24 protein-coding genes are annotated in these 21,521 nt (G+C 30.0%); 22 read left to right on the top strand and 2 right to left on the bottom strand.

All coding sequences use genetic code 11. The features are described 5' to 3' along the window. Positions 1–8 precede the first annotated feature (8 nt). From KQI86_RS10575 to KQI86_RS10640, 14 genes are all read left to right on the top strand, one after another. Positions 9–380, top strand: a complete 372-nt coding sequence (locus tag KQI86_RS10575) for a GntR family transcriptional regulator (protein WP_216439235.1) — start codon at positions 9–11, stop codon at positions 378–380. Further along, positions 380–1,075 carry an ABC transporter ATP-binding protein gene (locus KQI86_RS10580; protein WP_216439236.1) on the top strand — a complete coding sequence of 232 codons (696 nt, stop codon included), beginning with the start codon at positions 380–382 and terminating at the stop codon, positions 1,073–1,075. Before KQI86_RS10575 ends, KQI86_RS10580 begins: the two co-directional genes overlap by 1 nt. Continuing rightward, positions 1,075–1,833, top strand: a complete 759-nt coding sequence (locus tag KQI86_RS10585) for a hypothetical protein (RefSeq protein WP_216439237.1) — start codon at positions 1,075–1,077, stop codon at positions 1,831–1,833. The genes KQI86_RS10580 and KQI86_RS10585 overlap by 1 nt, the downstream gene beginning before the upstream one ends. A 174-nt stretch (positions 1,834–2,007) precedes the next feature. Beyond that, complete coding sequence (locus tag KQI86_RS10590; RefSeq protein WP_216439238.1) at positions 2,008–2,907, top strand: acetamidase/formamidase family protein; 900 nt, start codon at positions 2,008–2,010, stop codon at positions 2,905–2,907. 180 nt (positions 2,908–3,087) lie between these two features. Further along, positions 3,088–3,339 (top strand): hypothetical protein, encoded by a 252-nt coding sequence (locus KQI86_RS10595; protein WP_216439239.1) that lies wholly within the window; start codon positions 3,088–3,090, stop codon positions 3,337–3,339. A gap of 17 nt (positions 3,340–3,356) precedes the next feature. Continuing rightward, entirely contained in the window at positions 3,357–4,226 is an 870-nt protein-coding gene (locus KQI86_RS10600; protein ID WP_216439240.1) for a radical SAM protein, read from the top strand. Between the two features lie 314 nt (positions 4,227–4,540). Beyond that, complete coding sequence (locus KQI86_RS10605) at positions 4,541–5,593, top strand: galactose ABC transporter substrate-binding protein (RefSeq protein WP_216439241.1); 1,053 nt, start codon at positions 4,541–4,543, stop codon at positions 5,591–5,593. 72 nt (positions 5,594–5,665) lie between these two features. Continuing rightward, a complete protein-coding gene (locus KQI86_RS10610; RefSeq protein ID WP_216439242.1) occupies positions 5,666–7,180 on the top strand; it encodes a sugar ABC transporter ATP-binding protein in 1,515 nt (504 codons plus the stop codon). Positions 7,181–7,197: 17 nt separating this feature from the next. Continuing rightward, positions 7,198–8,199, top strand: a complete 1,002-nt coding sequence (mglC, locus tag KQI86_RS10615; protein WP_216439243.1) for a galactose/methyl galactoside ABC transporter permease MglC — start codon at positions 7,198–7,200, stop codon at positions 8,197–8,199. A gap of 118 nt (positions 8,200–8,317) precedes the next feature. Continuing rightward, entirely contained in the window at positions 8,318–9,331 is a 1,014-nt protein-coding gene (locus tag KQI86_RS10620; RefSeq protein WP_216439244.1) for a LacI family DNA-binding transcriptional regulator, read from the top strand. 73 nt (positions 9,332–9,404) lie between these two features. Then, positions 9,405–10,994 carry a UDP-glucose--hexose-1-phosphate uridylyltransferase gene (locus KQI86_RS10625; protein WP_216439245.1) on the top strand — a complete coding sequence of 530 codons (1,590 nt, stop codon included), beginning with the start codon at positions 9,405–9,407 and terminating at the stop codon, positions 10,992–10,994. A gap of 4 nt (positions 10,995–10,998) precedes the next feature. After that, entirely contained in the window at positions 10,999–12,156 is a 1,158-nt protein-coding gene (locus KQI86_RS10630; RefSeq protein WP_216439246.1) for a galactokinase, read from the top strand. A 38-nt stretch (positions 12,157–12,194) separates the two neighbouring features. Continuing rightward, positions 12,195–13,181 carry a UDP-glucose 4-epimerase GalE gene (galE, locus tag KQI86_RS10635; protein WP_216439247.1) on the top strand — a complete coding sequence of 329 codons (987 nt, stop codon included), beginning with the start codon at positions 12,195–12,197 and terminating at the stop codon, positions 13,179–13,181. Positions 13,182–13,385: 204 nt separating this feature from the next. Further along, positions 13,386–14,240, top strand: coding sequence for a sigma-70 family RNA polymerase sigma factor (locus KQI86_RS10640; RefSeq protein WP_216439248.1), 855 nt, complete (start codon positions 13,386–13,388; stop codon positions 14,238–14,240). A gap of 66 nt (positions 14,241–14,306) precedes the next feature. Here the strand turns inward: KQI86_RS10640 and KQI86_RS10645 are convergent, their stop codons facing one another. After that, positions 14,307–15,059: a tRNA threonylcarbamoyladenosine dehydratase gene (locus tag KQI86_RS10645; protein WP_216439249.1), complete on the bottom strand. Its 753-nt coding sequence runs from the start codon at positions 15,057–15,059 to the stop codon at positions 14,307–14,309. A 129-nt stretch (positions 15,060–15,188) separates the two neighbouring features. Here KQI86_RS10645 and KQI86_RS20380 point away from each other — a divergent pair, with 129 nt between their 5' ends. From KQI86_RS20380 to KQI86_RS10675, 8 genes are all read left to right on the top strand, one after another. After that, positions 15,189–15,320, top strand: a complete 132-nt coding sequence (locus tag KQI86_RS20380) for a hypothetical protein (RefSeq protein WP_281417246.1) — start codon at positions 15,189–15,191, stop codon at positions 15,318–15,320. An 87-nt stretch (positions 15,321–15,407) separates the two neighbouring features. Further along, on the top strand, positions 15,408–16,544 hold the full coding sequence (locus KQI86_RS10650; RefSeq protein ID WP_216439250.1) for a cysteine desulfurase family protein: 1,137 nt from the start codon (positions 15,408–15,410) through the stop codon (positions 16,542–16,544). Further along, the gene (gene thiI / locus KQI86_RS10655) at positions 16,544–17,689 is read left to right on the top strand and encodes a tRNA uracil 4-sulfurtransferase ThiI (protein WP_216439251.1); all 1,146 of its coding nucleotides are present in this window, start codon (positions 16,544–16,546) and stop codon (positions 17,687–17,689) included. Before KQI86_RS10650 ends, thiI begins: the two co-directional genes overlap by 1 nt. A gap of 150 nt (positions 17,690–17,839) precedes the next feature. After that, on the top strand, positions 17,840–18,523 hold the full coding sequence (locus KQI86_RS10660) for a response regulator transcription factor (RefSeq protein ID WP_216439252.1): 684 nt from the start codon (positions 17,840–17,842) through the stop codon (positions 18,521–18,523). Beyond that, positions 18,523–19,887: a sensor histidine kinase gene (locus KQI86_RS10665; protein WP_216439253.1), complete on the top strand. Its 1,365-nt coding sequence runs from the start codon at positions 18,523–18,525 to the stop codon at positions 19,885–19,887. The genes KQI86_RS10660 and KQI86_RS10665 overlap by 1 nt, the downstream gene beginning before the upstream one ends. A 155-nt stretch (positions 19,888–20,042) precedes the next feature. Then, complete coding sequence (locus tag KQI86_RS10670; protein WP_216439255.1) at positions 20,043–20,309, top strand: metal-sensing transcriptional repressor; 267 nt, start codon at positions 20,043–20,045, stop codon at positions 20,307–20,309. A gap of 12 nt (positions 20,310–20,321) precedes the next feature. Further along, on the top strand, positions 20,322–20,453 hold the full coding sequence (locus KQI86_RS20385; protein ID WP_281417247.1) for an LDCC motif putative metal-binding protein: 132 nt from the start codon (positions 20,322–20,324) through the stop codon (positions 20,451–20,453). Between the two features lie 72 nt (positions 20,454–20,525). Continuing rightward, positions 20,526–20,738, top strand: a complete 213-nt coding sequence (locus KQI86_RS10675) for a heavy-metal-associated domain-containing protein (protein ID WP_216439256.1) — start codon at positions 20,526–20,528, stop codon at positions 20,736–20,738. 86 nt (positions 20,739–20,824) lie between these two features. On the opposite strand, the gene KQI86_RS20515 is transcribed toward KQI86_RS10675, so the two are convergent. Beyond that, positions 20,825–21,487: a cation transporter gene (locus tag KQI86_RS20515; RefSeq protein ID WP_216439257.1), complete on the bottom strand. Its 663-nt coding sequence runs from the start codon at positions 21,485–21,487 to the stop codon at positions 20,825–20,827. Positions 21,488–21,521 lie beyond the last annotated feature (34 nt).

Genomic DNA, 21,521 nt, shown 5'->3' on the forward strand with positions numbered 1-21,521 from the left:
AGGTAAATATGGATACTAGATTTGATGGGAAAAATCCTATATATATTCAAATAATGGACTATATAAAAGAAAATATAATCTCAGGAAAAATAAAACCTGGAGATAAGCTACCTTCTGTAAGGGAAATGGCTTCAGCTTTGAAGGTAAATCCTAATACATTACAAAGAGCTTATCAAGAATTAGAAAGAGAAGGCATTACTTATACTCAAAGGGGAATGGGAACTTTTGTTAAGGAGGATAGTAAAATGATAGAAATATTAAAGAAGGATATGGCAAAAGAAGTTATAAGTTCATTTATAGATAGAATGAAAAATATAGGTTTTACAGAAAAGGAAATAGTAAAAGTTGTTGAGGAAAATTTAAAAGAGGGGGATAAATAATGGATAATATATTGAGAACAGAGAATTTGGTTAAAACCTATATGGGCAAAAGAGCATTAGATGGAATAAGTATTGAAATTCCTAAAGGAAAGATAGTTGGATTACTGGGACCAAACGGCAGTGGGAAAACAACTTTTTTAAAAATAGCCTCAGGCATACTAAAACCTACTTCAGGAGACATTTTAATAGATGGACATAAGCCAGATATATACACAAGATCTATAGTCTCTTATTTGCCAGATAAGGATTATCTATATAAATGGATGAAAATAAAAGATTCTATTGAATTTTATAAGGACTTTTATGAAGATTTTGAAATGGAAAAATGTAAAGAACTATTAAGATTTATGAATTTAAATGAAGATATGAAGATTTCATCCCTTTCGAAAGGGATGGCAGAAAAGCTTTATTTAACATTAACTTTATCAAGAAAGGCAAAGTTATATATTTTAGATGAACCATTAGGGGGAGTAGATCCAACTACAAGAGAAAAAATATTAGATGCCATTATTGATAATTATAGTGAAGACAGTTCAATGGTAGTCACTACTCATTTGGTAAGGGATATAGAGAGGCTGTTTGACTATGTATATTTTATATCCGATGGTAGTATTGTACTTTCAGGAGATGCAGAAGAATTGAGGATTAAGGAAAGTAAATCCATTGATGAAATGTACAGGGAGGTATTTAAATAATGGGAAATCTTATAAAATATGAAATTAAGGGATATATTAAAGATGTTATAGGATTGATATTAGTTATACTATTCTTTCAAATGTTGTTATTAATAAAGGGAGTAGATATTTTTGATGAGAAAGCTTTAGTTATTGTATTTGTAAATTTAATTGCATTTGGAAGTGCAGTTATAACATTAATATGGAATATAAAGCTATTTAGCAAGGATATATATGAAGATACTTCATATTTAATATATACCATACCCAAATCTACTAATGTTATATTAGGATCAAAATTCATAGCTTCATTTATTCAATTTGCAATTGTTTTCTTGGTAAATTCGTTTTTTGTACTTAATTACTTTAATATAACTTTTAATATTTTTGAGTATATTAGAGAAATACCTGCATATTTGATTTTATTGTTTATAGTCAATAGTATTGCTGGATATTTAAGCTTTTTAGCAGTGATATACTTTTCCATCACTTTAGGGAAGGTAGCTACAAAAAAGATAAAGGTAGGAAAAGTTGCTGCATGGATTATATTTTTAATAACTTCTATTGTTCTTAACTATATACAGGCATTTATAATTAAACATTTACCAGATGCGTTAGTTAATAATATAAAAAATATCACAATGTATGAAAAAGGAAGTGTTCATATAACTTACGGTTTAGCTAATGCAAATATAATAAGTATAATTCTTAGCACGATAATTTTTATAATCTTATTTTTCGTAACCTCATATTTATTAAGAGAGAAGCTAGATTTATAGAATTCAGCTACTGACAAAGTTAAAATGTCAGTAGCTTTTATTTCTTAAAGAAACAAAAATAATTTATAGTTTCATGCTAAACATAATTATTATATATTTTTAAAAGCATATATATAACTATATAATAATTTATAAGAAAGGTATGTGGAGGCAGGAAGCCACATAGGTGATTATATGGTTAAAGAATTTGATAAGAGTAAAATAATTTATGAATTTAGTCCTAATAATAAAGGAATATATTTTGTTAAAGAGGGAGAGGAATTTTGGGTAGAAACAGAAGATTGCTATGGTGGGCAAATAAGAACGGAAAAGGATTTAAGGCCTAATATTAATAATTCAACGATGAACCCTTCAGTAGGACCTATAGTAATAGATGGAGCGGAAGAAGGAGATATTCTATGTGTAGAAGTTTTAGATATTATATTAGATAATCAAGGAGTTATGTGCGCATCACCGGGCGTAGGGGTTTTAGGAGATAAAATAAAAGAGTACAACACTAAAATTATTCCTATAAAAGATGATATGGCTTATTTTAGTGAAAATATAGTTATTCCAATACAACCTATGATTGGAGTTATAGGAGTATCTCCAAAGGAGGAGAGTATAGCGTGCATAACTCCAGGAAAGCATGGAGCTAATATGGATACTAAAGAAGTATGCAAAGGGTCAAAGGTTTATTTACCCGTTTTTGTTAAAGGGGCTAATTTAGCTGTAGGAGATTTACATGCATCTATGGGAGATGGAGAATTGAGTGGAATGGGAATTGAAATCGCTGGAAAAGTAAAACTTAAGACCAGATTGATTAAGAATAAAACTATTAGAAATCCAAGGATAGATTCTAAAGACTATTTAATTACTATAGCAAGTGCCAATAACTACAAAGAAGCAATTGCAGAGGCTGTAGGGGATATGGTAGAAGTTTTAAAAGAATTACTTAATTTAAAGTTTGAAGATGCATATAGAATATTAGGTGCCACTTGTGATTTAAGAATAAGCCAAGTTGTAAATCCATTAATTACAGTGAAAGTTTGTGCTCCTAAGGAAATATTAAAGTTAGAGGGTTTTAATTTTTAAAGTATAATAGGGGAAAGTGTTAAATTTAACACTTTCTTTCTTATTCACCTCTGCATTTTATTAAATATATTTCATTAATTAAATATTAATAATTTATTAAGCCTTATTTAAAGAATATATTGCTTTTTCGTGTTATAATCAAAATAAAATTTAAATTACACATTAGGAGAAGGGGTTAATATGGATTTTATAAAAATATTATTAATTATAGGAGTAATAGTCATTGCGTTTCAATTTTTTATATGGATGTTACCTATAATAGTTGCAATATGGGGAGCGATATATTTGAAAAAAAGAATTGATATGTGGAAAATTAAAAATAAAGGTAATAGAGTTAATGAGGGCAATCAAGGTGCTTATTATCATCATATAAATACTACTGATGAACTAGAGGATAAAAAAGTTGTAGATGTGGAATATGAAGAATTATAATTTATGGAGTGATTTTAATGAGGTATGAGGGAGTGGTTTATAGACCACCTAGTGAGGCTAATAGTTTAATTGTTCAAGTAACCATAGGATGTGCTCATAATAAATGTACATTTTGCGGAATGTATAAGGGTAAAAAATTTAGAATCAGAAAAATAGAAGAAATATTAGAAGATTTAATCCAGGCAAGAAATTATTATAGCAGAGTGGAAAAGATTTTTTTAGCAGATGGAGATGCACTGTGTTTAAAGACTGAGGATTTAAAGCAAATATTATATAAAATAAGAGAGTTATTTCCAGAGTGTAATAGAATAGGTATATATGCTACTCCAAAGGATGTGTTAAATAAATCCTTAGAAGAATTAATTGAGTTAAGAGATTTAGGTCTAGGAATAATATATATGGGATTAGAAAGTGGCAGTGAAAAAATACTAAAAGAAATTAATAAAGGTGTAACCAAGGAAGAAATGATTATGGCAGGTAAGAAGGTAAAAGAGAGTAAGATACCACTTTCTATGACTCTTATATCAGGGCTAGGTGGAAAAGAAAATTGGAAAAAACACGCTTTAGAATCTGCAGAAGTTATATCAACAATCGACCCAGATTATTTAGGGCTACTAACACTAATGATTGAAGATGGAACTGAGTTACGTGATAAGTTATCTAAAGATGAGTTTTCACTGCTAAATCCTAAAGAAATTATGTTGGAAACAAAAACTATGCTTCAAAATACTTATGTGACAAACTGCATATTTAGAAGTAATCATGCTTCAAATTATGTGGCTTTAAAGGGTACTCTTCCACAGGATAAAGAGATATTATTAAACAAAATATATGAAATTTTGACTACAGAATATAATTATAAAGATGAAAATTTTAGAATTTTGTAAAATATAGCTTAATTTTAATATGGACAAATATGTAAATTAAATATATAATATAATTATAAATGAAAATGATTACATGGGAATAAATTGCATAATTAAAACCTGGTTCAAAAGCTGTACGAAAAAAGGAAATATGAAGATAAAAAAGTATTTCCTTTTATTTCATATAATAAGAAAAGGTTTTCTATATCTAAAATAAAGCATAATTACCTTTAATGTATTATTAAAAAAAGTATAGAGCATTAGTGAAATTTAATAAAATTAATGTTCTATTCTTAAAATATATTATAAATACATAATATTAAGGGGGTATAAAAATGAAAAAAATTATTTCACTAGTTGCTGCGACAATTCTATCAGTAGGAATGCTTTCAGGTTGTGGAAGTAAGCCTACGGACGCTGGGAAAGATGCTAATGGGGGAAAAGAAATAAAAATAGGGGTTGCACTATATAAATTTGACGACACTTTTATTTCTACTGTTCGTCAAGCTATTGAAAAGACAGCAGATGAAAAAGGAAAAGCTACTGGAGAAAAGATTTCTTTAAATTTCGCTGATGGACAAGGACAACAGGCTAATCAAAATGACCAAGTAGATACTTTTATAGCACAAAAATATGATGTTATTGCCGTTAACATGGTTGACCGTACTGCAGCTTCTGTAATAATAGACAAAGCTAAACAGGCTGGAATCCCATTAGTATTTTTCAATCGTGAGCCAGTTAAAGAAGATATGGATAAGTGGGATAAGATGTATTATGTTGGAGCAAAAGCTGAAGAATCAGGATCAATGCAAGGTCAGATTATAGCAGATTATTTTAAGAATAATCCAGCTGCTGATAAAAACAAGGACGGAAAAATTCAATATGTTATGTTAGAAGGAGAGCCAGGACATCAAGATGCTATATTGCGTACTGAACATTCAATAAAGGCCTTAGAAGAAACAGGAGCTAAAGTAGAAAAACTTGCTAGTGACACAGGATTATGGCAAAGAGTAAATGGCCAAGAAAAGATGGCTGCTTGGTTATCAAATTATGGTGATAAGATAGAAGCTGTATTTGCAAATAACGACGATATGGCTTTAGGAGCTATAGAAGCTTTAAAAGCTGCAGGATACTTTAAAGGAGATAAGAAAATTCCTGTAGTTGGGGTTGACGCTACTGCACCAGCAATTGATTCACTTGAAGCTGGAGAAATGTTAGGAACAGTATTAAATGATGCTAAAGGGCAAGGAAAAGCTGTAGTTGACATAGCCTATTCTTTAGTAAAGGGTGAGGATCCATCAAAATCAGTTGAAGGAATAACTGATGTAAAATACAAATGGGTTCCATATCAACCTGTGACAAAGGAAAACGTTAGTCAATTCAAATAATTTTATAAATACTTAGGGAGTGCTAACACACTCCCTAATATTAAATTATCATGGGAAAAAGAGGTGTGGGCTATGGAACAAGAATATATTTTAGAAATGCATAGTATTTCTAAAAGCTTTCCCGGTGTAAAAGCTCTAGACAATGTAAGTTTAAAATTAAAGCCTGGAACAGTACATGCATTGATGGGGGAAAATGGAGCAGGTAAATCAACTTTAATGAAGTGTCTTTTTGGAATGTATGTGGCTGATGAAGGGGAAGTTATTCTCGATGGTAAAAGGGTACAATTCAAAAATGCAAAAGATGCATTGGAAAATGGAATCTCCATGATACATCAAGAACTTCATCCTGTTCCTCATAGGAGCGTAATGGAGAATATCTGGTTAGGAAGATTTCCGGTAAAGAATTTTATGGGAGTTAAAATGGTTGATCATAAAAAAATGTATAAAGATACTTTAGCATTACTACAAGAAGAGCTTCAATTAGAAATTACGCCAGATATACAAGTAGCAAAACTTTCAGTATCTCAAATACAAGGTGTTGAGATAGCTAAGGCTGTTTCTTATAGATCAAAAGTAATCGTAATGGATGAACCAACATCATCCCTAACAGAAAATGAAGTTTCACACCTATTTAATATAATCCGAAAGCTAAAAGCTGAAGGCGTTGCAATCATATATATATCTCATAAAATGGAAGAAATTTTAGAAATATCTGATGAAGTTACAATAATGAGAGATGGAAAGTATATCGGCACATGGAATTCATCAGAGATGAGCACAGATATGATTATATCTAAGATGGTTGGAAGAGATTTAACTAATAGATTTCCCCCACGTGAAAATAAACCAAGTGAAGTAATTATAAGGATAGAAAATTTCACATCAATTAATTCTAAATCCTTTAAGGATATAACTTTTGATCTAAGACGTGGAGAAATATTAGGAATAGGAGGGCTTGTTGGGGCTCAAAGGACAGAATTGGTAGAAGCTATATTTGGACTTAGAGGAATAACTAGTGGTAAAGTATATATTTCAAATAAGGAAGTAAAGATAAAAAGTCCAATTGACGCTAAAAAATATGGCATAGCACTACTTACAGAGGAGAGAAGAGCTACGGGTATTTTTCCGGTGCTTTCCATAGAAAATAACACGATAATTGCAAATTTAAATCGTTACATGGATTTTAATTTTATTATAAATAGCAAGAAAGGCATGGAAGAAGTGAATAAAAGCATAGACATGCTTAACATAAAAACTCCTTCAGCTAAAACTTTAATAAGAAATCTATCTGGAGGAAATCAACAAAAGGTAATTTTTTCTCGTTGGTTGTTAACAGAACCAGACATATTGATATTGGACGAGCCTACTCGTGGTATTGACGTAGGTGCCAAATATGAGATATATTCCATAATTGCTGACCTTGCAAAGGAAGGTAAAAGCATTATTATGATATCTTCAGAAATGCCTGAACTCATAGGTATGTCTGATAGGATTATGGTAATGTGTTCAGGAAGATTAAGTGGCATTATAGATGGTAAGGAAGCTAATCAAGAACTTATAATGAAATATGCTACAAAATTCGCTTAGTCAGGGAGGGGATAAATATGGCAGAAGAATCAAAAAAAATCAGTGGAAATTCTATAAAAGAATATACGAGCAAATATGCAATATACTTAGTACTTTTAGTCTTATGTTTATCTATAGGTGCATTAAATAGCAATTTTTTATCTTTAAATAACCTTGTTAATGTATCTATTATCGCTTCGGTTCGTATAATAATCGCTTTAGGAGTAGGAGGAATATTGATTACTAGAGGAACAGACCTTTCGTCAGGTAGAGTAGTTGGGCTAACTGCTTGTATTTCTGCAAGCTTGCTTCAACGTCCTGACTATGCCTACAAACTATTTAAAAATGCTCCAGAATTAAACATTTTTATAGTAATTTTGTTTGTTATGGCTATAGGTATGATAATAGGTTCAATAAATGGAGTGGTAATAGCCTATCTTAAAGTTCCACCATTTATAGCTACTCTTGGAATGATGGTTATTGTATACGGTGCTGCGTGTATTTATACTAATGCTCAACCTATTGGAGGGCTTAGAAATGACTTTACAGAATTAGCATTGGGAAGAACATTTAATATACCTAATTCGGTATTAATAGCTGCGGTTGTTATATTTTTAATATGGTTTATATTAAATAAAACACGTTTTGGAAAATATATTTATGCTATAGGGGGGAACCCAAATGCAGCAGAGGTTTCAGGAGTAAATGTTGAGTTTACGTTGATAAAGGTTTATGCTCTTGCAGGAGCGCTTTATGGATTAGCGGGAGCTTTATTGGCTGCTAGAACTGGTGGGGCCACAAATAATTATGGAAATATGTATGAGCTTGACGCTATAGCAGCGGCAACTATAGGTGGGGTTTCAACTTCAGGTGGTATAGGTACGGTATCCGGTATAATAACAGGAGTATTAATATTTGAGGTTTTAAATAATGGATTGGTAATATTAGGGGTTTCTGCCTACTGGCAGCAGGTGGTAAAAGGAATAATAATCATAGGTGCTGTAGCTTTCGACATACGTAAATACTTAGCAAAGAGGTAAGTATGTCTAAGACTTTCCATTTATGGTTAATGGGAAGTCTTTTAAATAACATTTGATAAACCAGGGAAAAATATATATTATATAGTATATATGTTATAAAATATTAGAGGGTGAGTATATGACTGTAACCATTAAAGACGTTGCTAGGGAAGCCGGTGTTTCTATAACGACGGTATCTAGAGTTTTAAATAATAATTATCCTGTAAAAAAAGAAACTAGAGTAAGAATAGAAAGAGCCATAGAAAAATTAAATTATAAACCTAATATGATGGCTAGAGGTTTAATAACAAGAAGATCCTCTGTTATCGGTGTTGTGGTACCAGGTATAACTAATTTATTTTTTCCAACTATTGTAGAGTCTATTGAAAGTGTCACTAATAAAGTGGGCTATAGTATATCACTAAGCAATACTGGTGGCGATGAAAAAAAAGAGAGAAATTTAATTGAAGAGTTGATAGCTAAAAGAGTAGATGGAATAGTTATAATAGACCCAACAGTGAATAATTTAAATAGTGGATATTTAGAAAATATATCAAAATCCTTGCCCTTAGTTATAATTAATGGTTGCAGTGATGGATATGATTGTAATTTTGTATCCTACGACGAGAAGGCTGGAACTATGGAAGCCTTTAAATATTTAAGAAGTTTAGGTCATGAAAAAATTGCTTTCGTGAGAGGAAGTAGAAGTTATTCTTATGATATAAAAGAAAAGATTTATCTAGATATAATAAAGGAAGATAAGCTTAAATATAAAAAAATATTAAATGTTGGTATGGGAAATACCATTGAGGTTGTTAAAAATACTAAAGAAAAAATTAAAACTTTAATCTTTGGTAAAAGCAAACCAACAGCAATATTTGCGTGTAATGACTTGATGGCAGTAGGGGTAATAAATGCATGTAATGAACTAGGCTTAACAGTACCTAAAGATTTATCAGTGATGGGATTTGATAATACCTTATTAGCTTTCGTGAGTCATCCAAGATTGACTTCTGTGGATTTAAATATGAGAGAAATAGGGAAAAAAGCTGCCTTAGAAATACTAGATATTATAGATAAAAACAATAAAACTAAAAAAATAATTATAATGGGCACAAGTTTGATAATCAGAGAAAGCTGTGATAAGGTATAACTTAAATATTGCGTGTTAATCGCGCAATTAATATAGGAAAATAGAAAAGGTTTTCTAAGAAAGGGGGAGTTTTATGGAGAAAATGAATATAGCTAAGGAAGTAGAACTCTTAATACAGTATGCTTTAAAACATAAATTAATAGAAAAATGGGATGTTATTAGCAGTAGAAATGCACTTTTAGATTTATTGAATATAGATGAGCCTTATGATAAAGCTTTGGAAAGTGAAAATTTTAACAGCGCTACTCCTATATTAAATAATATATTAGATTATGCTAGCCACTGTGAATTGTTGCCAATAAATACTATTACTTATAGAGATTTATTAGATTCAAAAATAATGGGGATATTAATGCCAAGGCAATCAGAGATAGTAAATAAATTTTATAGTATTTATAATATTGAAGGTGCTAAACAAGCTACCGATTATTACTATAATCTATCAAAGGATTCAAATTATATAAGAGTAGATAGAACAAATAAAAATTTATACTGGAAAGCAGATACACCTTATGGAGATATAGAAATCACAATTAATTTATCTAAACCTGAAAAAGATCCAAGAGATATTGCAGCTTCAAGATTGAAAGAAAATTCAAATTACCCAAAATGCCTTTTATGTTTAGAAAATGTAGGATATGCAGGGCATATAAATCATCCTGGAAGACAAAATCATAGAGTAATTCCAATAAACTTAGGAGAAGAACAATGGTACTTACAGTATTCTCCATATTTATATTATAATGAACATTCCATATTATTTTATGAGAGTCATATACCTATGAGTATTACTGAGAAAACTTTTGAAAGAATAGTTTATTTTCTTGATCAATTTCCACATTATTTTATAGGTTCTAATGCTGACCTGCCTATTGTAGGAGGATCCATTTTAAATCATGAACATTACCAAGGAGGAAAGCATACTTTCCCTATGGTAAAAGCTCCTATAGAATATAATTTTATAAATAAAGAATTTATTCATGTTAAAAGTGGCATTGTAAAATGGCCTATGTCAGTAATAAGGCTTTCATCAAAAAATAAGAAACAATTAATTGCCCTCTCAAATAAGATATTAAATATTTGGAGAGAATACAAAGATGAGGAGTTAGAAATATTACCTTATACTATAATTCAAGATAGTATAATTCAAGAAGAAAAAATTCCACACAATACAATTACTCCTATAGGAAGAATAAATTCTATAGGGGAATATGAGATTGATTTAGTATTGCGTAATAATAGGACTAATGAAAAACATCCTTATGGGATTTTTCATCCTCATACTTATTTACATCATATAAAGAAAGAGAATATAGGGCTAATAGAAGTTATGGGACTAGCAGTATTACCAGGTAGATTAAATGAGGAATTAAAGAAAATAGAAAATATATTAATGGGGGATGTAGATAGCTTAAATAAAATCAGAGAAAATGAACATTCAAATGTGAGAAAGCATCTTTCTTGGATAGAGGACATGATATCCAAATATAAAGACGATGAAAATATATGTACAAATAAGTATGTACAAGAAATTATAAAAAGAGAAATAGGAGAGAAGTTTATAGAGATATTAAGTCATGCAGGAGTATTTAAGAGGGACGAAGATGGAGTAGAAGGATTCATAAGATTTATGAAAAAAATAGGGTTTAAGTATAAGGGGTGAGGGAATGAATTTAGATTACTTAAAAGATGGATTTATAAAGCTTTATGGAGATGGAGAAATCAGAATATTTCATTCTCCGGGGAGGGTTAATTTAATAGGAGAGCATATTGATTATAATGGAGGATATGTTTTTCCTTGTGCATTAGATTTTGGAACCTATGGACTTGTGAGAAAAAGAAAAGATAGAAAAATTAATTTATGTTCTATGAATTTTCCTAAAAGGGTTCAAGTGGATATAGATAATATTGTCTATGAAGCAGAAGATGATTGGGGAAATTATATCAAAGGTGTAATTAAAATATTTGGAGAAGAAGGCTATAATGTGGGAGGTATGGATATATTAATTAGCGGCAATATACCAAACGGTGCAGGACTTTCTTCCTCCGCCTCGGTAGAAGTGTTAGCTGGGGTTATTATAGATGAGTTATTTAATAATGGTAATATAGATAAAGTAGAACTAGTAAAGCTTTGTCAAAGGGCTGAAAATGAATTTGTTGGAGTAAATTGTGGTATAATGGATCAATTTGCTATAGGCATAGGGAGGAAAAACAAAGGGATACTTTTAGATTGCTATACACTAAAATATCAATATGCTTATATAGAATTACGAGATTTTACTCTAGTAATTATGAATACAAATAAAAGAAGAGCATTAAGTGAATCAAAGTATAATGAAAGAAGAATGGAATGTGAAGAAGGGTTAAAAATTATAAAAAATATTAAAAATGTAGAAAATCTTTGTCAGTTAGACATAGAAGATTACAATAATTTTAAAGATTTATTCTTCAATGAAAATGTTAAAAAAAGAGTGGAACATGTAATATACGAAAATCACAGAGTAAAAAAAGCCTTTGAATTAATAAATGAAGGGAAAGTAGAGGAATTTGGAGAATTATTAATTGAGTCTCATATGTCTCTAAAGAATTTATATGAAGTTACTGGTAAAGAGCTAGATACTATAGTGGATTTAGCCTTAAAATGTGAAGGGTGTATAGGAGCTCGAATGACAGGAGCTGGCTTTGGTGGATGTGCCATTGCTATAGTAAAACAATATAGAGTTGCAGAGTTTATAGAATATGTAAAAGAGCACTATAGTAAAAAAATTGGCTGTGAACCAAGTTTTTATCTGAGTGGTATAGGAGAAGGGGCAAAGGAATGTTGAAATTAAATGACAATAAATTTATTTAAGGAGGTTATGTTATGGCAGTACTTGTTTGTGGAGGTGCTGGCTACATTGGAAGCCATATGGTAGCCGCATTGATTGAAAAGGGAGAGGAAGTAGTAGTTTTAGATAACTTTCAAAAAGGCCATAAAAAAGCTGTGCTAGGTGGAAGAGTTTATGAAGGTGATATAAGAGATAAGGTTATTTTAAACAAAATATTTAGTGAGAATTCTATAGATTCAGTTATCGACTTTGCAGCAGATTCTTTAGTTGGAGAAAGTGTTTTGGAGCCCTTAAAATATTTTAATAACAATATTTCAGGTACAATCAATCTTTTAGAAGTGATGAAAGATTACGGAGTTAAGCACATAGTCTTTTCATCAACAGCTGCAACCTATGGAGAGCCTAAAAATATACCTATAAAAGAAGAGGATGACACTATACCAACAAATCCTTATGGAGAATCAAAGCTGGCTGTAGAAAAGATTTTAAAGTGGTGTGACAAAGCTTACGGGATAAAATATACAGCTTTAAGATATTTTAATGCAGCTGGTGCACATATAAATGGTAAAATAGGTGAGGATCATAGACCAGAAACCCACCTAATTCCAATCATACTTCAAGTAGCTCTAGGAAAAAGAGAGGCTATTACAATCTTTGGAGAGGATTACCCAACGAAGGATGGTACTTGTATAAGAGACTACATACATGTTATGGATTTAGCTAAGGCTCACTCCCTAGCGCTAGATAGGTTAAGAAAAGGTGGAGATAGTAGAATATATAACCTAGGAAATGGACAAGGTTTCTCAGTAAAGGAAGTAATTGAAGTAGCAAGAAAAGTCACTGGTGAGCCTATAAAGGCTGAAATCGCTGAGAGAAGAAAAGGAGATCCAGCGGTGTTAGTTGCATCTTCAAAAAAAATTATAGATGAGTTAGGTTGGATACCAGAGTTTAATTCCATAGAAACAATTATCAATACAGCATGGAATTGGTATAAGAACCATCCAGATGGATATAATGATTAATACTCAATAGTAGATTAAGTAAAACTGTAGCAAAACTTGCAAAAAGCTACAGTTTTATATTTTTAATTTTCCATAATTAAAGTTATTGTATAAAAGTTGAATAAATTGTTACAATTTCTTTAATTTTATTTAATTTAGAAGGATAATGCTTCTGTATATGGAAGTATTAATATTGGGTATTTTAATCATTATTATGTAAGGGTGATGTTATTGAACATGAAAGAATTTAATAATATAGAAGATTATATAAATATTTATTTAAAAGAGATAGGAAAAGAAGAATTATTAAACCAAGAAGAGGAAATTGAATTAGCTAAAAAAATAGAAGAAGGAGATCAGTTAGCTAAGGATAGGTTAATTGAATCAAATTTAAGATTAGTAGTAAGCATTGCAAAAAGGTATGTAGGTAAAGGCTTGAGCTTACTAGATTTAGTCCAAGAAGGAAACATTGGACTTATGAAGGCAGTTGAAAAATTTGATTATAAAAAAGGATATAGGTTTAGTACTTACGCTACTTGGTGGATAAAACAGGCTGTAACAAGAGCTATTGCGGACCAATCAAGGACAATAAGAATACCAGTACATATGAACGAAATAGCAAGCAAAGTTATAAAAACACAAAAAAAATTAGAACAAAAGTTAGATAGAGAACCATCGGAAGAAGAAGTAGCAGAGGAACTACAAATACCTCTTCAAAAAATAAAGCAGATATATAGTATCTGTAGAGAACCTATATCATTAGAAACTCCTGTGGGAGACAATGAGGATACATTTTTAGAAAATTTTATTGCAGATGATAGCTATGCTCCAGAGGAAAATGTTATATCTTCAATGCTTGGAGATGTAATTACCAGTGCTTTAGGAACTCTTTCACCTAGGGAAGAGAGGATTGTAAGACTTAGATATGGTCTATTAGAAGATGGAGAAATTAGAACATTAGAAGAAATAGGAAGAGAGTTTAACTTAACTAGAGAAAGGATAAGACAAATAGAAGCAAATGCAATAAGAAAATTAAGACATCCTAATAGAATGAAACTACTTCAAGGATACATGGATTAAAAAAAGGGATTTTACAAATCCCTTTTAAACTATCAATTCTCAACTATAATGCAATCAACTAGTAATCTATTTCATTATATCTTTAATAACTTCTCCGCCTATAATCATTCCAGCTACAGGAGGAACAAAGGAAATGCTTGCAGGAATTTGTCTTTTAACTGTACATTTTTTACTACCATTTGAACAGACGCAACCTTCCTTGCAAGTGATTATTTCATCTAATTTAGGTTTAGAAGGTGTTTCTTCTGAATAAAGAACTTTTAATCCATCCACTCCACGTTTCCTTAATTCATATCTCATTACTTTGGCTAAAGGACATATTTTAGTTTTATAAATATCCTCTATCTTAAATTTAGTTGGATCTAATTTATTACCTGTTCCCATAGAACTAATTATTGGTATATTATTATTTTTACACCAAATTATTAGAGCTATTTTAGAGGAAACTGTATCTATTGCATCTATAACATAATCTGCATCTTTTGGAATTATACTTTCTATATTGTCATCTTTTACAAAGGTTTGATGTATTGTTACTTTACATTTTGGATTGATTTTTTCTATTCTCTCTTTCATCACTGCAACCTTAGGCTTTCCTAAAGTGCTATAATCAGCAATTATTTGTCTGTTTATATTTGTTAAGCATACTGTATCATCATCAATTAGAACTAAATGTCCTACACCACTTCTAACTAAAGCTTCCGTTGCAAAACTTCCTACTCCACCGATTCCAAAAACTACTACGGTACTATTTTTAAGTTTTTCTAAGGATTCTTTACCAATTAAAAGCTCTGTTCTTGAAAACAAATGTTGAATCATTTTATTTACCTCGCTTCTTTTATCTACATAATATAATTCGTAATATATCATAGAATGAAATACACTGTAAAGTCAATAATAAATATATAAATATAATTTAAATGAGGTGGTTTTATGAGAAGGAACTATATGAAAGAATTCATAAATAAGATAAGAAAGACAAATATTGAAACTTTTGGAACAGATGAAAAGCTAGATTATAGAATTGTCCATAAAGAAAGAATTGAAAAAGCAAAAGAAGATAGGTGGCCTCTAGATTAAAAGTGCACTAATTTACTAGAAAATTAAAACATACAGTGTTATAATCTATAGCATTGTATGTTTTTTAAGATATTTAGGGGTGATAAAATGGAAATATATTTAGATAATAGTGCCACCACAAAACCTTATGATGAAGTAATAGAAAGAATCAGTGAAGTTATGAGAGATTATTATGGTAATCCATCCTCAGCTCATAGTTTCGGAATTAAAGCTGAAAGATTCTTAAACGATAGTAGAGCAATAATTGGGAATACTATAAATTGTAATAAAGAAGAAATAATATTTACATCAGGTGGAAGTGAGAGCAATAATTTTATTATCAAAGGACTTGTAAAGGAAGGAGGCAATGTAATAACCACAAATATAGAGCATCCTAGTGTATTTAATACTTTAAAAGAGTTAGAGAAAGAAGGTATTGAGATTAAAGTATTAAATGTAAACGAAAAAGGAATGGTAAATTTAGAAGAGTTAGAAAAGGCACTAGATAAGGATACTCATTTAGTAACCATTATGCATGTAAATAATGAAATAGGAAGTATACAAGACATTGCTTCCATTGGAAAAATTATTAAAGAAAAGAGTGGTAGAGCAAAATTTCATGTAGATGGAGTACAGAGCTACGGGAAATTTAAAATAGATGTTAAAGAGTTCAATGTAGATGCATTTTCAGCTAGTGGCCACAAAATACATGGACCAAGAGGTGTAGGTTTTGTCTATATAAAAAAAGGATTAATGCCAAAACCTTTAATCTCTGGAGGGGGGCAAGAGAGAAATTTTCGATCAGGTACAGAAAATCTTCCTGCCATAGTAGGTTTTAGTGAAGCAGCAAGGATAATTCATAGTTCTATGGAGAAAAATTATAATAAAATTTATGATATAAAAAATTATTTTATAGAGCAAATTAAAGATTTTAAAGATGTAAGAATTAATAGCCCATTAGAAAAAGATTTTTCACCATATATCCTAAGCCTTTCTTTTATGGGAGTTAGGGGTGAAGTTCTACTTAGAGCGTTGGATAGTAGTGGTATTTATGTTTCTACAGGTTCTGCTTGTTCAGCTAAAGATACAAAAGATAGCCATGTGCTAAGATCTATAGGATTAAACGATAGTGAAATAAAGGGAACCATAAGGTTTAGTTTTTCTGAATGGAATACAATAGAAGAAATAGATTATACAGTAAACAGTCTTAAAGATTCTCTAAAATTTTTGAGGAGGGGTAAATAATGAAGAAGCTATTGCTAATAAAATACAGCCCAGAAATATTTCTAAAAGGCTTAAATAGAAACAAGTTTGAAAAAACATTAAAAGATAATATTAGAAGAGTATTAAAAGGAGTAGATCATAGATTTGTCATAGATAGTGGAAGATGGTTTTTGTATTCAGAGGATATAGATGAGTTAGCAAAAAGAGTAACAAAAGTTTTTGGTGTGCAAGAGGTATGCATGGTAAAGGAAGTCAACCTTTCCTTTGAAGATATATGTCATCAAGCTTTAAAAGAAATAGAAGAAGGAGATTACAAAACTTTTAAGGTTGAAACAAATAGAGCAAATAAAAAATTCCCTAAAAATTCAATGGAGATAAGTAGAGAAGTAGGAGCGTTCATATTAAAACATAGGGGAGATTTAAAAGTTGATGTTAAAAATCCAGATGTGTTCATCAATGTAGAAGTAAGAGAAAAAGGGGCATATATCTACTCTAAGAAGATAAAAGGTGTTGGGGGTATGCCTTACGGAACCAACGGAAGTACTCTTCTTATGTTATCGGGAGGAATAGATTCACCTGTGGCAGGTTATATGATGGGAAAACGCGGAGTAGAGTTACATTGTGTATATTTCCATAGTCATCCTTATACTAGTGAAAGGGCGAAAGAAAAAGTTATAACATTAAATGAGATTTTAAAGTCTTATACAGGCAATACAAAACTGTACATAGTACCTTTTACAAAAATACAAATGGAGATCATGGATAAGTGTAGGGAAGATGAGCTTACTATTATAATGAGAAGATTTATGATGAGAATTGCTTGTGGGCTTGCAAGCATTCATAACATAAGTTCCGTTACTACAGGTGAGAGTATAGGGCAAGTTGCTAGTCAGACTATGGAAAGTTTAGTTGTTACAAATGCTGTAGGAGATAGACCGGTATTTAGACCATTAATATCAATGGATAAGGAAGAGATTATGAATATTTCTAGACAAATTGGAGCATATGAAACTTCCATACTTCCTTATGAAGATTGTTGCACAATATTTGTCCCTAAACATCCTAAAACAAAACCTGTTTTATCAGTTATTGAAAAATCAGAGAGTGTGTTAGATATTGAAGATCTTGTTAAAGATGCTATTGAAAATACTGAAGTTATTCAATAGAATATGATTTAATCTTCATATTTTCTTTATAATTATATTGTAATGTTATAAAATAAGTATAAGCATATAGTGTTTAAGACGTTTTTGCAAAAAATATGTCTTCGCTATGTGCTTTTTGAATAAAGTAATATTTCAAAAAGAGGTGGGTATATGGGGAACATACTTATTATTGAAGATGAAAGAAAAGTGTTAGATGTAATAAAGGCTTACCTAGAAAAAGAAGGCTATAATGTTTGGGGAGCAACTACTGGAATAGAAGGTTTAGAACTATTCAAAAAAATAGATTTTGATTTAATATTATTAGATTTAATGTTACCAGACATAGATGGAGAGGAAATATGCAAAAAAATAAGACTGATTTCAAAGGTGCACATCTTTATGCTCACAGCTAAAGCTGAGTTAGGAGATAAAATAGAAGGGTTAAACATTGGTGCTGATGAGTATTTAGTTAAGCCACTAAGCCCAAGAGAGCTAACTGCAAGAGTAAATGCCCTTTTTAGAAGGATAAACAAAGATAAAAGTTCCTTACTAAGCTTTGATGGAGGGAATTTAAAGATATATAAGGATGAAAGAGTAGTTAAGGTAAAAGAGGTTGAAGTGAACTTAACTCCAAATGAATTTGATATTTTATATACCCTAGCTTCAAATAAAGGAAAGGTATTCACAAGGGAAATGCTTATAGACTCAGTGTTTCATTCGGATTTTGATGGATTTGACAGAACTGTAGATGTGCATATAAAAAATATAAGGAAAAAGATAGAGAAAGATAGTAGAAATCCTAAATACATTATTACAGTGACAAGAGTTGGCTATAAATTTAGTGGTGATAACTGATGTACAGTATAAGAAAAAAAATATTAATGTTTTTTCTGATATCCTCTCTAACTACATTGATAATATCAGCTTTCTTTGTGAATTCCACCATAAACAATACTTTTAAAGATTATATGGAGGATCTTCAAAACAAAAGAGACGAGAGAATAATTCAATATTTTCAACAAGTATATAAAAAAGATAAGCAGTGGAAGAAAAATTCAGGGGAAGAATTAGTACATGAAGCCTATATGAGCAACTATTGTCTAACTCTTATGGATGAGAATAAAAATATTATTTGGAGTATGAATCCAGATGAAATTAAGGCTAGAATACATATGGAAAATATGATGGGGCAAAATAAAGGGGTTTATACTACAGATACTTACGAAATAACGGATAAGGGCAAGGTAGTGGGCTATGTATCTATAGGTCAGTATTCTTCACTATTGTTATCTGAAGAAGACATTAAATTTAAAAATCGAATAAATGAGGGCATTTTTATTTCATTAATATTTGCGGTAATAATTACTATAATAATAAGTATTTATCTTTCTAAGGATTTTTCTAAACCTATAAAAAAGGTATCCGATATTTCAGTGGAATTATCTAGAGGAAACTATGATGTAGAATCAAATAATGAAAGTAATATAATTGAAATTAATAATCTTCAAAGTAGTATAGAAGGCTTAAAAGAAAAGCTGAAGAATCAAGATGCGTTAAGAAAAAGATTAGTTTCTGATATATCTCATGAAGTACGAACACCACTTAATATATTGCAAAACAATTTAGAAGCAATGATGGACGGTATAATTCCTATAAATGATGATACATTATCTGGACTCAACGACGAGGTTATAAGATTTAGCAAACTATTAGATAATCTAAATGTACTTAAAGAAATGGAAGGGAAAGATATTAATTTGGACTTTCAAAAGATTTCTTTAAATAAAATTATCTCAGCTGTTATACAAGATTTTAAAGTAACTTCTAAGGAGAAAGGTGTAACTATAAATTTTGATAATGATGATAAAGAATATTTCATATCAGGAGATGAAAATAGTTTAAAGCAAGTATTTATTAACCTGATTTCTAATAGTCTAAAGTTTGTAGAAGAGGGCGGAAAAGTTTGGATTAATATTGAAGAAACAAAAGAAAATATAGTAGTAGAAGTAATAGATAATGGAGTAGGTATAAAAAAAGAAGATTTACCCTTTGTTTTTGAAAGGTTGTATAGGGGAGATAAGAGTAGAAATAAAATAGAGGGCAGCGGAATCGGGTTGGCTATAGTAAAAAACATATTGACCTTTCACTCAGCTTGGATAAAGGTTGAGAGCGATGTAGATAGAGGAACTAAAATCTCTATAAATTTTAAAAAAATATAATTTTTCAATAATATATTTATACAAAATTGTATTATAAAACTTATTAATAAAACTAAATTATAGTATAAATTTAATAAAACAGTTGCAATTTATTTTCAACTGTTTTATAATATAAATAATCCCCTTACTGCGGGGGGGTATGGAGGGTGAGAAGTATGAATTCAGAAAAACAAAAAGCTTTACAGTCTTTAAAAATATCTAAAGGACAAATAGAAGGCATAATTAAGATGATAGAAGAGGAAAGATATTGTATAGATGTATCTAATCAAATTATTGCTGTTCAATCCTTACTAAAAAAAGCAAATATGCACATACTAAAACAACATTTAAATCACTGTGTAAAAGATGCCTTTCTTCATGATTCAGGAGAGGAAAAGATAGATGAAATAATGGGAGTATTGCAAAAACTAATAGATAAATAAAAGGATTAAAATATGAAAAACATAATAAAGAAGTTTATAAAAAAACTTGCTGAGGAGAATAGCAAGACCTTTGGAACAGGAGAAAAATTAGATTGTTGTAATATAAATAAAAGCAACAATGTAAAGAAGACTCCAAATAAATAATTAAAAACTTTATAAATTTTCAAACCATAAAATTATTTAATATTAAAGAATATATTGGAGGGAGATAGTATTATGAAAAAGAAAATATTAATTGAAGGAATGAGCTGTGGACATTGTGTTAATCACGTAGAAGGAGCACTAGAAGATATAGGTGGAGAAAATATTGAAGTAAATTTAGAGGGAAAATATGCAACAGTAGAATTTAACAACAACTCTACTGAAGAAGATATAAAAGCTGCTATAGAAGATGCAGGATATGATGTTGTAAAAATAGAAACTATTTAAAAATCCTCATTTAAAGATGTAGAAAAAGCATATAGTGCAAGGCTTACTTTGCACTATATGCTTTTTTATTTAGAAATATAATAGCCTCATAAATCAACATCATTAGGTATTATATCAGAAGCTTTTAAATCACTAGTATCATTTATGTCATCAACTACTTTAATATAGCCTCTTATCATTCCCATCCAACAACTGAAGTTTATATCACCATTTGCAGGAGTAAATTCAACTATGTTTTCTCTGCTTTCAAGTTTTCTCTCCACATTTATTGATGAAAATACTATTTCATTATTACAGTAGTTAAGATTTTTGCCATCAATAATTAATTTTACCGGAATGTTTTTTTGAACATAAAATGCATTAGGTGAATATCCACTGTAGTCTGCATTCATTTTTATTACTTGAACTCCATTTTCCATAATGGGTTTAGAAATATTTATATTGTTTTTAGGTTCTTTAACTAACCCTAAAAATATTACTAAAAAGAAAATTATTAATACTACTATTAATATTCCAATTATACTAGAGAAATTATTTCTTTTAGTACTATACCCGCATTTCTCTATAGATTCTATAAGTTTTTTCTCGCTACATAATTGAGAGTCATATTGAACTTCTACTAGGCTTTTAGCAAAATTGATTCTAATCCAAATAAGGCCAGGAAGTTTTTGGATTTCTTTTTTGATTTTTTGCTCGCAGGAACTACAAGTCATATCGAAGACTTTAATTGTAGTTTTTTTAATCCTCATTTTAAAACCTCCACATATTTAATAGGTGAAACTA

This window comes from Clostridium mobile (assembly GCF_018918285.1).
In the GTDB taxonomy this organism is placed as follows: domain Bacteria; phylum Bacillota; class Clostridia; order Clostridiales; family Clostridiaceae; genus Clostridium_AW; species Clostridium_AW mobile.

Coding starts and splice junctions, on each gene's coding strand:
- thiI (WP_216439251.1), top strand. CDS start 16,544: ATGAAGAAGCTATTGCTAATAAAATACAGCCCAGAAATATTTCTAAAA.
- KQI86_RS10575 (WP_216439235.1), top strand. CDS start 9: ATGGATACTAGATTTGATGGGAAAAATCCTATATATATTCAAATAATG.
- KQI86_RS10670 (WP_216439255.1), top strand. CDS start 20,043: ATGAATTCAGAAAAACAAAAAGCTTTACAGTCTTTAAAAATATCTAAA.
- KQI86_RS10675 (WP_216439256.1), top strand. CDS start 20,526: ATGAAAAAGAAAATATTAATTGAAGGAATGAGCTGTGGACATTGTGTT.
- KQI86_RS10650 (WP_216439250.1), top strand. CDS start 15,408: ATGGAAATATATTTAGATAATAGTGCCACCACAAAACCTTATGATGAA.
- KQI86_RS10620 (WP_216439244.1), top strand. CDS start 8,318: ATGACTGTAACCATTAAAGACGTTGCTAGGGAAGCCGGTGTTTCTATA.
- KQI86_RS10590 (WP_216439238.1), top strand. CDS start 2,008: ATGGTTAAAGAATTTGATAAGAGTAAAATAATTTATGAATTTAGTCCT.
- KQI86_RS10645 (WP_216439249.1), bottom strand. CDS start 15,059: ATGATTCAACATTTGTTTTCAAGAACAGAGCTTTTAATTGGTAAAGAA.
- galE (WP_216439247.1), top strand. CDS start 12,195: ATGGCAGTACTTGTTTGTGGAGGTGCTGGCTACATTGGAAGCCATATG.
- KQI86_RS10610 (WP_216439242.1), top strand. CDS start 5,666: ATGGAACAAGAATATATTTTAGAAATGCATAGTATTTCTAAAAGCTTT.
- KQI86_RS10595 (WP_216439239.1), top strand. CDS start 3,088: ATGGATTTTATAAAAATATTATTAATTATAGGAGTAATAGTCATTGCG.
- mglC (WP_216439243.1), top strand. CDS start 7,198: ATGGCAGAAGAATCAAAAAAAATCAGTGGAAATTCTATAAAAGAATAT.
- KQI86_RS10630 (WP_216439246.1), top strand. CDS start 10,999: ATGAATTTAGATTACTTAAAAGATGGATTTATAAAGCTTTATGGAGAT.
- KQI86_RS10585 (WP_216439237.1), top strand. CDS start 1,075: ATGGGAAATCTTATAAAATATGAAATTAAGGGATATATTAAAGATGTT.
- KQI86_RS20515 (WP_216439257.1), bottom strand. CDS start 21,487: ATGAGGATTAAAAAAACTACAATTAAAGTCTTCGATATGACTTGTAGT.
- KQI86_RS20385 (WP_281417247.1), top strand. CDS start 20,322: ATGAAAAACATAATAAAGAAGTTTATAAAAAAACTTGCTGAGGAGAAT.
- KQI86_RS10625 (WP_216439245.1), top strand. CDS start 9,405: ATGGAGAAAATGAATATAGCTAAGGAAGTAGAACTCTTAATACAGTAT.
- KQI86_RS10580 (WP_216439236.1), top strand. CDS start 380: ATGGATAATATATTGAGAACAGAGAATTTGGTTAAAACCTATATGGGC.
- KQI86_RS20380 (WP_281417246.1), top strand. CDS start 15,189: ATGAAAGAATTCATAAATAAGATAAGAAAGACAAATATTGAAACTTTT.
- KQI86_RS10600 (WP_216439240.1), top strand. CDS start 3,357: ATGAGGTATGAGGGAGTGGTTTATAGACCACCTAGTGAGGCTAATAGT.
- KQI86_RS10605 (WP_216439241.1), top strand. CDS start 4,541: ATGAAAAAAATTATTTCACTAGTTGCTGCGACAATTCTATCAGTAGGA.
- KQI86_RS10665 (WP_216439253.1), top strand. CDS start 18,523: ATGTACAGTATAAGAAAAAAAATATTAATGTTTTTTCTGATATCCTCT.
- KQI86_RS10660 (WP_216439252.1), top strand. CDS start 17,840: ATGGGGAACATACTTATTATTGAAGATGAAAGAAAAGTGTTAGATGTA.
- KQI86_RS10640 (WP_216439248.1), top strand. CDS start 13,386: ATGTTATTGAACATGAAAGAATTTAATAATATAGAAGATTATATAAAT.